The organism is Aquimarina sp. MAR_2010_214 (assembly GCF_002846555.1).
Taxonomy (GTDB): Bacteria; Bacteroidota; Bacteroidia; order Flavobacteriales; family Flavobacteriaceae; genus Aquimarina.
In genome coordinates this window covers 1,784,842-1,801,685 of record NZ_PJMS01000001.1, presented here as the reverse complement: position 1 = coordinate 1,801,685, position 16,844 = coordinate 1,784,842, and the positions used below count along the sequence as shown (strand labels likewise).

The window sequence follows — 16,844 nt, the reverse complement described above, 5'->3', positions numbered from 1 at the left end:
GATATTTTTAAATTTCTAAAAATTCTACATTTGGAGTAGTCTCCTCCTTGTTTTCACCAGTTTCTACACTATCCTTAAACTGCTTCTTGAGATGTGTAGCAATAGCTTGACAGGTATTCAATTCAAACAGATCCGATATCATCAATAGTTGAGGCCATTGGGCATCTATTTCTCCATGCAATCTTATTAATTGCAGTGAGTTACCTCCCAAATCGAAAAAATTGATATCTTCTTTGACCTTTTCATAGCCTAGTACTTCACAGAAAATACGTTGGACCTCTGTTAAGATATTATCTTCAGTAGTTTGAGATTGAATAGAACCTCTTTTTTTAATGTCACTAATAGTAGGTAACTGCGCTGTGTCTATTTTCCCATTACTATTAAGTTGAAATACTTCTACCTGTACCATAAAGTTGGGAATCATGTAGTGGGGTAGCTGTAGGCTTAATTGCTTCTTGAGTTCTTTTTCATCTTCGTTCTTGGCTACACGATAGTAGGCTAACAGGTAATCAGTACCTTCCTCTTGTACCAAGCTGACATGAGCATCTTCGACACCTGTCACTTCCAAAAGTGCACATTTGATTTCATTAAGCTCTACCCGAAAACCATTGATCTGCACTTGATTGTCTTTTCGGCCGATAAACTCCAGATTACCATCGGGTAGCCACCTGGCCAAATCGCCACTTCTATACAAGCGTCCTAGACCGTAGTGTTCTTCATTAATGAAGCGTTCATCAGTGAGTTCTTCTTGTTCAAAATAGCCTTTAGCTACCTGATTACCAGATATATAAATCTCACCGATATCACCTTCAGGCAACAATCTGAGATGCTCATCAAACAAGTAAAATTTCACTCCCTGAAGAGCACTTCCAATATTACTGACCTGACCATTCTGTTCGATATCCTCTGTTGTTAATTTTTTGAAACTGCCATGTACAGTAATTTCTGTGATACCGTACATATTGATCATCTTAGTATCAGGATGATCTATACTCCATTGTCGCAAGATATTTGGATAAAGGGTATCTCCGGCAAATACTACATAGCGTACACTTGGACACCTCAATTGATGTTGCACCCTAAAGCGCTCAAATTCGGCAAATACTTTGGGAGTAAAGTTGAGTATCGTTATACCTTGTGAATTGATTGTATTGATGTAAGCTTTGAAATCCATGATTTTTTCTTTGGGTAATAGATGTAATTGCCCCCCAAACAAAAGGCTACCAAAAATCTCCCAAATAGAGACATCAAAAGAGTAATTATGATAGAGTGTCCATACATCTTCATCTGAGAAATCGTAGTGGGCGTCCTTGCAATTAAGAAGTAACGCCAATAGACTCCTATGCGAAATAATCACCCCTTTCGGTTTACCTGTAGAGCCAGAAGTGAATATAATGTAAGCTGCATCATCAGCAGTAGTCTCGATAATCGGTTGATCTTCTGAAATTTCATCTCTTACAGCCATAAACTCTTCCAACCAGGCATTATCGATGACCACCTTGGCCTTCACTCGATCCTGAATATAGGCTTGGCGTTGTTTTGGTATAGTGTTGTTTACCGGTACATAGATTAGTCCGGCTTTCAGAATACCGAGAAGGGAACCAATCAATAATGGAGACATGTTCACAGAGACCACAATGGTATCATTTTGTTCAACAGTGTGCTGTTCCAGAAGATAATTAGCCACCTGATTAGAAAGCAGGTTCAGCTCTCTGTAGGTATACTTTTGTCCTTCATAGACTAAGGCTGTACTATCGGCCCGTTGTAAAAATACTTGATTAAGATGCTTTACGATACTTCCCTCTATGGAAACAGTATCCTGACTACCAGCCAATAGCTCTAATTGCTTTTGTACCGATGCCGGCGAGCAGAATGATATTTCCTTCAAAGGTCGATCAGGGTATTTGATACAGTCATCGAAAATCTGCATTAGGTATTCATGATATTGTGCTATAGTATCTGCACTGAACAAATCGGTATTATACTCTACCTCGTAGTATATGGTTTTTTCTCCTTCAAAAAAACGGTAAGTTAAATCAAATTGCGCCGTATTCTGATGGGATTCTTGCGTCGGTTTGACCTCAACAGGAGCTGTAATGTTATCGTTGATCTCATCCAAAACATTTATATCCACAAAATTCTGTACTGACAAGACAACGTCAAACAATGGAAATCGACTATGATCTTTTTTAAGGTCTAATTCATTGACTAACATCTCAAAAGGAAAGACTTTATGTTTATACGCCTCTTTCAGAACAGTGGTGGTTTTGGCCAGCAAATCTTTAAAAGAAAGCTCTCCATTCCACTTCGTCCTACACGCCAACATGTTTAAATACAACCCTATCTGATGTTCTAGAGATTGATTCACTCGCTCTGCGAATGGCATTCCTATGGTAACATCTGTCTGACCTGAAAGCTTATAAAGCATTACATTGATGGCTGTATTCAATAACATAGTCAATGTACCACCTTCTTTTCTAAGTTGATTTTGAACATCCTTGGTTAAGGAATCAGGCATGACAAACCGCTCTATCCTTCCTCGGTATGTTTTCAATTTAGGCCTTGCTTTTTGGCCTTTTAGGTTAAGTGCTGGCGATGGCACTGCAAACCGCTTCAACCAATATGCTCTGGCTTGTTGAAACTCCTGTGAAGATTCTTTGTTCTGTAACCATACAGAGTAATCTTTGTAATGGATATTCAATACCGGAAGCTGTACGGGTTTTTTATTGCTGAGGGCATTATAGATATGAAACAGTTCTTTTTGTAAAATATTGATTGACCAGCCATCACAAATGATATGGTGCAAGGTAATGCCTGCCAAGTATTTGTTAGCTTCAACTTGAAGAACATTTACCCTGATCAATGGTCCTTTCTCTAGATCAAAAGGACTCATTTGTAAGGTATTGAGATAAGTACTTGATTCAGCTTCAGTATCACCAATCCTACTTTCATAATTTAGTACAAAACCGGTTTTTTCTACACTCAAAACCTTTTGTCTCAGGCCTGATCCTTCCAAAATAAAAATAGTTCTCAAAGACTCGTGCCGTTGCAAGAGTTGTTTGAAAGCCTTAGACAAGATATCCAAATCCAGTTGGCCTTCTAAAAAAGTTGTGGATGGAACATGAAGGCTAGGACTATTATTGGATAGTTTTGCCAACAACCATAGTCGATTTTGTGCATAGGAGACAGGATAACTATCCTGCGCTTGTATTGCGGGAATCACTTCGCCCTTTGTCTTCTGCGATACCGATGTGCATCCCAATGATGTCAGGCGTTCTGCCATATCTATAGGAGTACCGTGTTCAAAAATCTCATCAATTTCAATTTCAATTCCGAAAACATCATTGATTCTATTGATCAGTTGTTGGCCATTCAGAGAATGTCCTCCTAACTCAAAAAAATCGCTTCCTTCATCTATATCGGTTTTTAATACTTCTTCCCAGAGTTGTTGTAGCCGAATCACAATAGGTAAATCCCGAAGTGCCTCATCTTGTAAGGTACCTTTTATTAATAATCCATCCGTTGGTGATGGTTCATCTGTGAACAAATCTCCTTCAGGCCTCAGCCAACATCTCACACTATCGAATTCATAGGTAGGTAAAACTATAGTTGAACGTTGGTTTCCAAGATATAAGATTCTTGGATCGATCTGATTTCCTAGCTTGAATAGGGTATATAAAGCTTGTTCAAAAGCATTTGACTCTGTTAATCCGAAGACATAGTGTTCTGCAATTGTGCCATCGGTCTTATTTTTAAAGATTTCACCTAAGATACCCTGGTAACCAATATTAACCAAAGAAACACCCTCTTTATAGCGTTGCAACAAATTCATGGCTTTTTGTTTCAAAACTTCTGGATTGGGCGGCTTACCAGCCTGCTCATTAGCCATTACCATGGCCTCTTCTTGACTAATTTCTTTTTTTAAGACTCTGATGGTCAACTTTCCAAGGCCACTACCGATCATATCTGTTATCTGCATCCCTGAATTTCTCCATAGTTCATAAGTTTGAAGCTGAATTAACAAAGATATCTGGGCAGAAGTAAAAGTTGTTTTTTGCTTTGTAAGAGTTAATGCTGGAAAAAACTCAGCATATTTTTGCCATGTTTTCGCTTTAATATTCATCATCTCATCAAAAACCAGTATTACGTTAGATTTACCATTGGTTTTCTCTAAATAACCCTGATTACTGTCCAGTCCGATTCTTAATTCTTCGGCATCACTTGCCCAAAGTAATTGTCGATGCGCATATATCTCCCTCGAAGTATGGAGTGTTTCTGCAAGAGTAGAAAGAGACAATCGGGGTTGATCCAAAAAATCTTTTAATTTAATTTTATAAGCTTCCAAGGATGTTTTACTCTTGGCGGTCACACAGAATAGTTGTCGCCTCTTCTTCTTAGTATAAGATCTTTTTACTTTTGGTGGCGCCTCCACCAACATATGTACATTGGTTCCCATTAATCCAAATGAACTGATTCCTGCTACTTTCCTATCTGTTCTCTTAATTTTTCCCCAAGGTTTCGAACTCTTCAAAACAGAAACTCTTGCTTCATCAAAATCGATATACTCATTGAGAGGAAATGCATGAACCGAAGAAAACAAAGTATCTGTCTTAAAGGATAAAAGCACCTTAATCAACCCTGCAATACCTGCAGCACTATTAGTATGACCAATATTAGACTTTATTGTGGATAAATAAACCGGTTCATTTTCTGGCAAACCACTGAACACCTGAGCCAACCCTTCAATTTCGATAGGATCTCCCAATTTGGTACCTGTTCCATGAGCTTCAATAAAGGTCACATCTTCAGGGGTCATGCCTGCATTCTTTAATGCCTTTTTGATAACCATGGTCTGTGCTTCACTACTAGGTGCTGTAATACTCGAGGACAATGCCCCATCTTGATTCACAGCGACACCTTTGATCACCCCATGAATCGTATCACCATCGGCCAGTGCGCCTTCATAGTCTTTGAGCAATACACAAGCCGCTACTTCTCCAGAAAGAGTTCCATCAGCATAGGAAGAAAAAGGTGCACACTTACCCTTTGCAGACTCTATACCCATAGAGACTCCCGTATCTGACTCTGCAGGGAAAATATAGAGATTTACACCACAGACCAAAGCCATGTCCGACTGTCCAGAGGATAGATCCGTAGATGCCAAATTAATAGCTGTTAGTGTAGAAGAACATGCTGTATCTATACTGTAAGCCCCACCTCTAAGATCAAAGAAACGAGCTATCCTGCCGGCATTGAGTGACTTCATATTACCAGCTATCAGTGCTGGAGATGGATGCTTAGCCATGAGGTAATAATTTGTATCCACATCACCGACGTATACTGACGTATTAGATCCTTTCAGATCAGAAGGTCGATAATTAGCATGTTCGAAAGTCTTATAGGCTTCTTGCAATAATAACCTCTGGTGTGGGGTAATCTGTTCTGCCTCTCCTTGCGAAACCCCAAAAAACTTAGGATCAAAGCTGGTGATATTATCTAAATATCCCGCGAGGTAATAAGACTCCTTGTAAGGTAAGCATGTGTCTTCCAGTCGTTTTCGAGTGATTTTTTGAATAGCCGTATTGCCTTCTTTCAATTGACAAGCTAATTCATCCAAGGAGTCAACTCCGGGAAAAACACCGGAATACCCAATAATTGCTATATCGTTCATGTGAAAATTGTAATAATTATATATTTATTATACCTAAACCCGGAGGTCCACAAGAAGATTAATAGTGGTTTCCTCTGTACCATCCAGATTAAATGATAAAGTTGAAAAAGTAATCCATTCTCTATAGTAAGCAAGTAAACAAAGAGATAGTGGGGATATCAGCATTGCTCAACTAATTCATCAAAAATCAATTTCATTGATTTCCATTGTTTCTTGACTAGGTTGTACTTCTTTTTGAAGATATTCTGATTGCATTCTGATTGTATTGTAAGCAAACAAACTGGCCATTTTGGGCGGTTGAGCGGTCATAGTCGAAATCTTATCATAAAGCCTAGTAATAGCAATAGAGCTTCCTCCTATATCAAAGAAGTTGTCTGTAACGCTAATATCTTCGATACCCAAGACTTCTCTCCATGCCTGTAATACCTGTACTTCCATCTCATTTTTGGGAGCAATGTATTCCTTTTTGATCATGTCTTTTTCCTGTACCGAGGGAAGTGCATCAACATCAATTTTTCCATTGGAAGTAATAGGAACTTCATCTAGAGCAATGTAGAAACTCGGGACCATATACTTCGGTAAGGTTTTGGTCAGGTAATCTTTCAATCCTTCTTTATCTTCAAAATCCCGAGCAGTAAAATAGGTTACCAATAATTTTTCGTCATTGAATTCTGTAGGCCTCACAACGACCTGTTGAATAGCTTTCGAGTACATAGTGACAGCCTTTTCGATTTCTCCCAATTCTATCCTGTGGCCCCTAATCTTTACCTGATCGTCTACCCTACCTACAAACTCAAGAGTCCCGTCTGGTAACCATTTAGCCAAATCCCCGGTCTTATACAACTTTCCTACTTCCGGAGCAGCCAGAGGGTGAATTATGAATTTGGTCTGTGTTAGTTCAGGCTGGTTCAGATATCCATGAGAAAGGCCCAAGCCTGTAGTGCAAAGTTCTCCAACAATACCTACAGGGCATAATCGATCCTGAGCATCCAAGACATATACCTGCGTCCCTAAGATGGGCTTACCGATAGGAATATTTGTGGAAAAATCATGATCTCGAGGTACTTCATAGCAGCAAGTAAAAGTTGTGTTTTCAGTAGGGCCGTAACCATTGATCACACAAGCCTTAGGGAGCTGCTCGTAAACACGGGCCACACTTTGGGGTCTTAGTACGTCTCCACCTGATAGGATATAACGCAATGGTAGGTTAGCAATACCGCTGTTGACCCACTGATCGAATAAGGCCGCTGTTAGCCAAATCGTATTGACCATTTTTGTTTGGATAATCTGATTAACAGTTTTCAAATCCACGAACTGTTCAGGATACATAACCAGTTGGCCTCCATTGAGCAAAGAACACCAAATCTCAAAAGTTGCCGCGTCAAAGGACACAGAGGACAACTGCAAGATTGTAGTATTTGCATCTAATGGAAGGTTCTCCATCTTACTCAAGCGCACTACACCACGGTGTGGAACCAGAACTCCTTTGGGTTTACCTGTGGAACCGGAGGTATAAATAACATAAGCCAAATTATCTCCTTCTAAACATATATCTGGTGCGGTTTTGGGAAGTCCATCTTTTGCTTGATGAAAACATTTCAAGACCTCGGCATCAATACAGACTTTACATTGACTGTTATTGATTATATAATTAATTCTAGTCTCAGGATAATTAATATCGATCGGCAAGTACGCTCCTCCGGCCTTCAATATTGACAGCATCGAAATTACGGACCACTCACTTCGCGGTAAACTAACTCCAACGATATCATTAATACCAATATCATGATTATGAACCATATAGTTAGCCAGTTGATTTGTTAACTTATCTAATTCGATATAAGAGATTTCATTGCCATCACACTCTATAGCAATCTTATTCGGATTTTTCATAACTTGTTGACGGAACAGGCTTACGATATTGTCATCTTTTATAACTTCAGAAGCTTTATTAAATTTACCTAGTATTTTCTCTCTTTCGGAAGTGGTGATAACTGAAATGTTTTTGATTTTTTGATCGGGGTTATCTAATACTTCGGCAAGTAAGAATTTAAACCTATTCACCATTGATTCTATATTCTTCCTATCAAAAAGATCCGTATTGTACTTCAGGCGAAAATTAGTCGATGCCTGGACCCTATAAAAGTGTAGTTCCAGATCAAACTTAGCATACCTCATTCCTAAATCTTCGATATTTTCCAGTTCGCTTTCTGTTAATTTCTTATTTTCAAAAGCATCTCCAGAAAATAAGTGTCCAACCTTTTGATCGGCAAGCATAATATCGAACACAGGGTTTCTGTCTAGCTCTCTCTTGGTATCAAGTTTCTCTACTATTAGCTCGAACGGATACTTTTGGTGTGCATAGGCATCTAAGGTCTCTGACTTCACTTTATCGTAAAATTCTGAAAAAGTCTTCTCTGAATCAAGATAAGGGCGCATAACTAGTGTATTGATAAAACAGCCTATTTGATCGTGTAGATCGACATGTTCGCGACCAGCAATTGGCGAGGCGATAATAATATCTTCTTGAGCAGTGTATTTGTAAAACAAAATATTCCAGACCGCAAGCAAAGTCATATAAGAACTACCTTCCTGAGCTAGACTAAATGCATCCATCTTTTCTGTCAAGGATTCGGATAAATAACAACTCAAGTACCTACCATTATGAGTCTTAATTTTTGGACGTTTCTTCTGAAATGGCAAAGTTATCCGAGATAAATCTCCGGAAAATTTCTTTAGCCAGTAGTTCTCATGCACTTTATTCTCTGTTTTGAGCAATTCTGATTGTTGCCAAGTAGCATAGTCTTTATATTGAATCCTTAATACCGGGAGACTAGAGGGTTCCCCTTGTTTAATCTGATTGTAAAGTGCCATCAAATCACGTGTCATGATATTTACTGACCAAGCGTCTGTGACAATATGGTGGAAAGTGAAATAAAAAACATAACTGTTTTTTGCTTTCTTAAAGAATCCAGCTCTGAACAAAGGTCCTGTTTTTAGATTGAATTGATTCAGGTAGTCTTTTTCAAAAACATATTGCTTAATATATCCTTCGGGGTCTTCCTCTTCCTGAATGTCTATCAAATCAAACTCAAAGGAAAATTCTTCAGGAGACAACACGTATTGTCTTACTTCTCCTATTTCATTTTTTTTAAAGACCGTCCTTAATACTTCATGTCGATCTATAAGAGCGAATAGTGCTTTCTTTAAGATATCAATATTATAGTTACCCTTAAGCTCTCGTACAGTAGGCATTACATAAGATCTAGAGCCTTCTACAAACTGACTCTTGACCCAAATCATTCTTTGCGCTTCGGAAAGTGGATAGTTTTCTTGAGGTTGGGCATTGGGTATTTCTTCAAACGCTATTTCTTTAGAGGACTTAATTAAGCTTACTTGAGCACAGAGTGTAGAATGGGTAAAAATATCTTGCAGTCTCAATTTAACCCCAAATGCTTTATGGTATGCTGCGATGAGCTTGGTTGCGTTAAGACTATGCCCTCCCAATTCGAAAAAATCATCATTGACCCCTACTTTTTCCTTTTGTAATATCTTTTCCCATATCTCAACAACCTTTCTTTCCTGCTTAGATTGTGGAGCAACATAAGCTGCACTAGACTCAAAACCAGTATCCCCAATCTCCAACAACGCTTTTTTATCCACTTTACCATTAGAAGTTAAAGGAAATTCCTTCAAAGACACGTAATAATATGGAAGCATATACTCAGGGAGGCGCTGCTTCAAAAAACTTCGCAACTCATCTGAATTTCCTTCTGCTTTATGAATCACATAGGCGAGCAGATTCTGGTCCTTGACCAGAACCACGGCTTCATATACCGCTTCATATTGCAGAAGTGCATGTTCTATTTCTCCCAGTTCGATTCTAAATCCTCTGACCTTAACCTGATCATCTTTCCTACCAAGGTATTCGATGATCCCATCAGGTCTATAATAAGCCAAATCTCCTGTCTTGTATACCCGTTCTCCTTCTTTAAAGGGGTGTGACACAAAACGTTTATCAGTCTCTTCGGGTAGGTTGAGAAAACCATTGGCCAAGTTGTCCCCTCCAATATACAATTCACCTTTGGCCCCCAATGGCACCGGCTGAAGACGGGTGTCTAGTATATAAATATCTGTATTAGAAATGGCTCTGCCAATTGGTGCTCGCTTTTCGAGATTTCCCTGTTTCGCACTCATGGAATGACTCGTTACGACATGTGTCTCTGAAGGACCATAGTGGTTATGAAGCACTACTTCGGGATTAGTTTCTAAAAATGTTGATAAAGGACTGCTTAAATAGAGCTGCTCTCCAGCAGTTATGATGTGCTCAATACTGTGCCCATCAAAATCTTTCAACTCCAGTTGGTTGAAGAAATTGTTCATGGCCGCAAAAGGAAAGGATAGCACCTGCAACTTTCTTTTTATGATCACATTCTTTAACAGTAAGTGATCAGTACGCTCCTGCTCATTAGAAATATAAAGTTCTCCTCCTGCACAAAGATTAAAAAACACATCCAGCATGGAAACATCAAAACTAAAGGAAACATATTGTAAATAACGTGTTCCTGGTCGAATGCCTGACTGTTCTATATCCCACTGAACCAGATTAGTCAACATGCGATGCGTCTGCCGAACTCCCTTGGGCTGACCCGTAGACCCTGAAGTATAGATAATGAAGGCATCATCCCCAGATGTATTAACCGGTAGAAGATTATCCCGGGAATAGGTAGAGAAGTCCATTTTGGTGATATCCCATAGTTTTTGTTTTGGTATATCATGCTTTTCCATCAAATTAGTCTGGGTCAACACATGTTGAATATGTGCATCTTTGAGAATATACTGAATCCTGGCTTCTGGGTAAGTTGGATCAATAGGTACATAGCAAGCTCCTGATTTAAGAATTCCAAGTATTGGTACAATACTCAAAGCAGAGCGCTCTAGCATAACGCCAATGTTATCTAAGGGTATAATACACAAATGTTCCTTTAAACAGTGGGCATATTGATTGCTCATTTCATCCAACTCCCTGTAAGTCATCTGCTTTTCACTGCAGCAAACTGCTATAGCGTTAGGCGTCTTTTTCACTTGATCTTCAAACAGTTCTATCACAGACACCTTACTATAATCTACAGCTGTATCATTAAAACCTTTTAACAGCTGTACTCGTTCACTCTGAGATAGATAACTGATGTTACCGATCTGGCTATTGTTCATCAATACCTGTTGAGCTATGGATTGGAAATGTCCTATCAAACTCACAATTGTTTCCTGTTCATAGAGATCAGTATTATAGTTGACCTTAATGGAAAGGTATTCACCCAATTCTTCATGTGTGATTTCTATATCAAATCGTGACATAGATTTACCATGATCGAATATGCCATTAAGTAGCGTTGAATCCGGGGTGAATCCCTGCACTTGTTCACCTGCATTCTGTAAGATGATCATCACATCAAAGATGGCATTCCTACTCGTGTCCCTTTTGAGATCCAGGTCATTTACCAATCGATCAAATGGGTACACTTGATGTTCAAAAGCCTCCAGCACAGACGATCTAACATCACTATAAAATTCGATGAAAGTCTGTTCAGGATCAATCCGGCTTCTAAGTGCCAGTGTATTGACATAAAAACCAATTTGATTTTCAAGATCCGGATGGTTTCTGCCTGCTACCGGTGATCCAATGATCATATCATTTTGTCCTGTATAACGATGCAAGAGCACTTTCCATATTGCCAACAAAGTCATGAAAAGACTGCCACCCTGTTGTTGTCCAAATGCCTTGAACTGACTTGTCTGTTCTTTAGTTAAAATAGTCTCCAAGGTCTTCCCCTGATAGGTTTTTATCTTCGGGCGTTGCTGTTTCCCCAACAAGTCAAATTGGGGTAGTTCTCCTTGCAAACGTTCGGTCCAATAAGCCTTGTGGTTATTGGACTGGTTTTCCTGCAGCATACCCAATTGCCATGCTGCATAATCTTTGTACTGTATTTCCAAACCAGGTAATATCAGTGTTCTGCCCTGTTTAAAAGCTTCATAATACGTGAGAACGTCTTGAACCAATACCTTCATAGACCAACCATCACTAATAATATGATGCATATTACAATAGAAAACATATTGATTATCTGCTACTTGTAAAAGACTAGCTCGTATCAAAGGCCCCTGTTCAAGATCAAAGGGTTGGAAAGAATCTTGCTCTACATAGACATCTACCTCACCCTGTTGATTTTCACAATTTCTAAAATCCTTATCGCATACGCTAAAAGCCAATGCTTCACGGGACAATACCCATTGCTTCAACTCACCAGTTTCATCCTCCTTAAAGACAGTCCTTAAAATTTCATGTCGATCGATGACCGCATCAATAGCTCGCTTAAAATTTGGTATGTCATACGATCCCTTGAGGTCTATGATACTTGGCAAATTATAGGCCAATAAGCCGTCATCAAACTGACTTAAAACCCACAGTCTTCTCTGTGCATCAGAGATATCGTAGTTTCTTGCGGTTGCTAAAGGCTTAATTGCACTCAGTGCATGTTTGCTTACCGAATATTTCCTTAGGTGAGCCACTAATTCTGCCTTATGACTTCTAATTTTTTCGATAATCTGCTCATCAATGTATTCATCATCAAAACTGAGTTGCAGGTCATTACCATCTAGGGTGACGTTGATCTTACGGTCATTCAACTCACCTACGAGATCGATGATATTCATAGTTTAAATTTTTATAGTTTTTCTTTTGTTTTCTTGTTTTTGAACGGCTATCAGTTGGTTGGCCAGTTCAATCTCCACTCCCAGTGCTGCTATGTTAGCTTTTTCGTAAAAATCTTGTAATCCCACTTCGATACCAAATTGTTGGTGTATCCGTTGGAGTAGAGACATCGCTTTGAGCGAATCACCACCTAACTCAAAAAAATCATCATTGACACCAATTTGCTCATAGCCAAAGAAAGACGACCAGAGCTTACACAAACCATTCTCCACCTCATTACAAGGAGCTTGATAAACAACACTCAACGTAGGTCGCTCGGTGTTATTTTTTATAGTTTCAGTACTTGACTCCAAAATTTCTAAGTCTTGCCCCTGAAGTACAGAAGGGTTTTGTGATGAAGCCCATAAAGTTTGCCCTGAGGGCAAGCGAAGTGAATCTTCAAAAGTACTTATCGTGGATTCGAAGCCACTTTCATTGATATATACTTGAAACCAATCGTCAAGTTGGTGGGCGTGAAGCTCCAGATAAGCTTGTACATAGGCATCAAAGACAGCATTGATACTAAGATCATTTTGACCAAAGAAAGCATTGAGTGCTGCGGGAATCCACAAAAACCCTACTTCCCTCTGTTGCTTCAAAGCCCATATGGTGATAAACCCTTTAATACTTTCTTCCAATCGTTGGGTTACCAGATTCTTATCCAAATCCGTTGCAGAGAGGTTGATGTTCTTCAATGTTTCGGCTTGTGTATAGATAATTCCTGCCAAGACCCCAAAATCATCATTGATACGATCTATTGTTGAGGATAAATGTTTAACGTTACCATTATCTACATGCCAATAGAGAATCTTATCACCTTGGGTCTTGAATTCTTGCTGCTCTTGTAGTTTTTGTGCCATTTCGTTAGGCAACCCTTCTTTTGTTCTATCAGTTTCCCAAGTCTCTTGATCAGGAAACTCACTACCGGCAAAAACCACAGTAGCATCATAAGTTTGACACAAATGCTTCGCTAATTGTAATGATAAAGGGTCAGCTTCTCCTATAAAAAGGTAAATTCCTTTCTTAGTCAATTGGGATTGACCAGTATTATTATCTGGTCTAAGCTCTTCATAGAATGGTAACCATCGTATTCCATGACGATAGGCAACCTCACTTTCTGAGCTATTGTACCTAATCTCTGCTAAGAGCTGCGCCACATGCTCCTTATCACACTGATTTTGGTCCATATCAAGGCTACAAGTGAAAATTTTGCTATGTACAGGTCGAAAGCTTTGTGAAATTGATTTGACCGCCATGAAATTGACATTAGTATGTTCTGTTGCGATAACGCGCAATCCAAAGTCCGACAGGAAAGTAAGCTTTTTATCCTCTAGAGGAGCATATCTGACCAGTCCCATTCCGAAACTAAATAGATTGAAAAATTCTGAAAACAATTGTCCTTCTTCTTGTTTCGCTATCTCCCAATTATAAATAATCTGTGCAATCGATTCCTGTTTTTCTATACTCTGAAATAGTTTTGTATAATGAGTCTGGTCTTTTGGGTCCATTTTTATTAGGTCTACCTGCGCCTCAAAATGTGTAGCCTTTTCTACAACAATAACCATGTTATCTGTATTCTTAAGCTCTTTGATTAACACCTGTACAAGCGGACTTCCACTAGAAAAAACCAAGTATTTGTTATTCTTGGTCCATACTCCTTGTTTTTTAGAAAGCAGCCCTTTTTTCCAATTGCTACTATAGTAAGCGCTTCTATTAACTCCTTGGGACAATATCATCCCTGAGTCTTTTTCATTAAAAGGATTAACTCTAGCAGGAAATGCAACTTCATCAAATACATAAGTTGGTATTGAGATTTTTAGTCTCCCATTATTTTGATGATATACCTTCCAATCGATGGTCATCCCGTAACTCCAAAGCTGACCCAAGGCTTTAGTTAAATAATTATTGTCATCCACTTTTTCCTTGGGGTGTCTCAGTAAATTAACTATGGTATGCTCATGATCTGTCGTTTGGTTTTGCTTTGCAAGGGAAGTAAGAGTTCTACCAGGGCCCACCTCAATTAGTATCCCATTTCCTTTTTCCATAAGGTATTCCAGTCCTTCTGAAAAACGTACTGTTTCACGCAGATGTTTTACCCAATAAGCAGGAGACATAGCCTCTTCAGGTCTAATCTCTCTTCCATAAAGATTAGAGATAAAAGATTGCTTGGGGGTGTTCCATTGTACTTGAGATAAGATTGTTTCGTATTCCTTTAAGATGCTATCCATCATCCCCGAATGAAAGGCATGTGATGTTTTCAACTTTGTATAAGGGATATCCCTATTAGTCAAAATAGTACTTAGTTCAGAGATATCCTTGGGCATCCCTGAGACCACACAAGAACTCTTGGTATTGATAGAAGCTATCGAAAGCCTTGTACTCATTAATGATTGAACTTCTTCCACATTAGCTCCAACCCCTAACATATCACCTTTCTCTACCTGGCTCATCAACTGAGCTCTTTTAACAATAATCTTTAGTCCATCTTCTAATGAAAAGACTCCGCTGATACAAGCAGCAACGTATTCACCCAAGCTATGACCAATCATATGGTTAGGATGGATAGATAGTTTCATTAAATAGTTGGCCAAAGCATGTGATATCAAAAACAGAAGAGGTTGGGTATATTCAGTAAAGTTAATTTGATCTGGATTGGTGATGCTTACTTCCTGATAACCCAAAATCACCGCGTAATCTTCTCCCGTAATCTGCTTAAGAATTTGAAAACCCTGGTCCATAAACTCTTTAAAAAGAGGCTCTTTTTCATAAAGGTCTCTCCCCATTTGAAAGTATTGGCTCCCTTGCCCAGGAAACATGAAAGTCACTACTTTTCTCAATTTATCTTTCCTAGAGATAATTTGACGATTATCTTGGGATAATTGCTCTATTGCATCCTGTTGATCTTTGCAAACGATAAACTGTCTATGCTTAAAGCGTTGTCTCCCATCTTGTAGAGTATAACTAAGGTTTGGAAGACTAACTTTCTTCTTTTTCAAAAAATGAATAAGTTCTTTACCGTACTGCTGCAAAGAAGGAAGGCTATCCGCCGAGTAGGCTAATAACTGAAAAGGCTTGTCTTGTTTACCCTCTTCTTTCTCTTCTGAAGCTTCTTCTAAGATAACATGAGCATTAGTACCCCCAATACCAAAACTGCTTACGCCTGCTCGACGTGGCATTCCATTTTTTTGGTTCCACGGGCGTAATTGGGTATTAACTTCAAATGGTCCAGATGCAAAATCAATCTCTGGGTTAGGTTTGGAAAAATTAAGTGATGGAGGCAACTGTTTGTTTTTAAGAGCTAAACATGTTTTGAGTAGGCCTGCTATCCCAGCAGCAGCATCCAGATGTCCCATATTAGTTTTTACCGAGCCGATTGCACATTTATGCTGGGTTTTATATCCGAAGGCTTGGTTAAGCGCTGTGATTTCTATAGGATCTCCTAATCTAGTTCCTGTGCCGTGTGCTTCAATGTAAGAGATAGAATCTGTTGTAATGCCAGCCACTTTATGGGCCATCTTGATACAATCGTATTGACCCTCTACACTGGGAGCAGTAAAGCCTACCTTACGCCTGCCATCATTGTTGACAGCGGTGGCCCGAATAATGGCATAGATATTATCTTTATCCCTAATGGCATCTTCCCAACGCTTCAGCACCACAGCTCCTGCCCCTTCTCCCCAAACTGTACCTGAAGCATCATGATCAAAAGTTTTACAATGCCCATCTTTGGAGGCAATCATCCCTGATTCATGAAAATAACCTTTATATATAGTACTATCAATACTCACTCCTCCAGCTATTGCAATATTACACTCTTTTAACAACAAATTCCGACAAGCCATATGTACTGCAACCAGAGATCCTGAACAAGCTGTATCAACAAAAAGGCTAGGCCCTTTTAGGTCAAGTCGATAGGAAATTAATGTACTGATAAAGTTCTTATCTGCCAATCTGGCCGAGAAAAAAGGCGATACTTTTTCATTTTGGTTCATTGTCTCATATGCCTTCCAGTTGACATTATCAGAGGCTGCCAAATAGAGACCTATCTTACCCTGATAGGTAGATAATTCACAACCTGCATCCTCTAAAGCTTTCCATACTTGCTCATGCATCACCCTTACTTGAGGGTCCATCAATGCGGCTTCTTCTTTTGTATACCCAAAAAAAGCATGATCAAAATGCTCTGGATTGTCAATGAAGGAACCTGCTTTGATGTAGTTGTCTTTAGCAAGAGTCTCTTCATTAACTCCGGCGGTCTGTAGTTCTTGGTCAGAGTAGAAGTGAACCAGCTCTTTTCCTTCTGCCAGGTTATCCCACCATAGTTGGATGTTGTCTGATTGTGGAAATTTTCCCGAAACTCCCACAATAGCAATGTCTTTTTTCCTAGATAGCTCTTTCATAAATAAGTATTGATCATATTTT

General features: G+C 39.1%; 3 protein-coding genes. All 3 read right to left on the bottom strand.

The window, feature by feature from the left end; genetic code table 11:
• Positions 1–7: 7 nt before the first annotated feature.
• Positions 8–5,671 carry a non-ribosomal peptide synthetase gene (locus ATE84_RS07570; protein WP_101447238.1) on the bottom strand — a complete coding sequence of 1,888 codons (5,664 nt, stop codon included), beginning with the start codon at positions 5,669–5,671 and terminating at the stop codon, positions 8–10.
• Between the two features lie 180 nt (positions 5,672–5,851).
• Positions 5,852–12,385 (bottom strand): non-ribosomal peptide synthetase, encoded by a 6,534-nt coding sequence (locus ATE84_RS07565; RefSeq protein ID WP_101447236.1) that lies wholly within the window; start codon positions 12,383–12,385, stop codon positions 5,852–5,854.
• A gap of 3 nt (positions 12,386–12,388) precedes the next feature.
• Positions 12,389–16,822, bottom strand: a complete 4,434-nt coding sequence (locus tag ATE84_RS07560) for a type I polyketide synthase (RefSeq protein WP_101447234.1) — start codon at positions 16,820–16,822, stop codon at positions 12,389–12,391.
• Positions 16,823–16,844 lie beyond the last annotated feature (22 nt).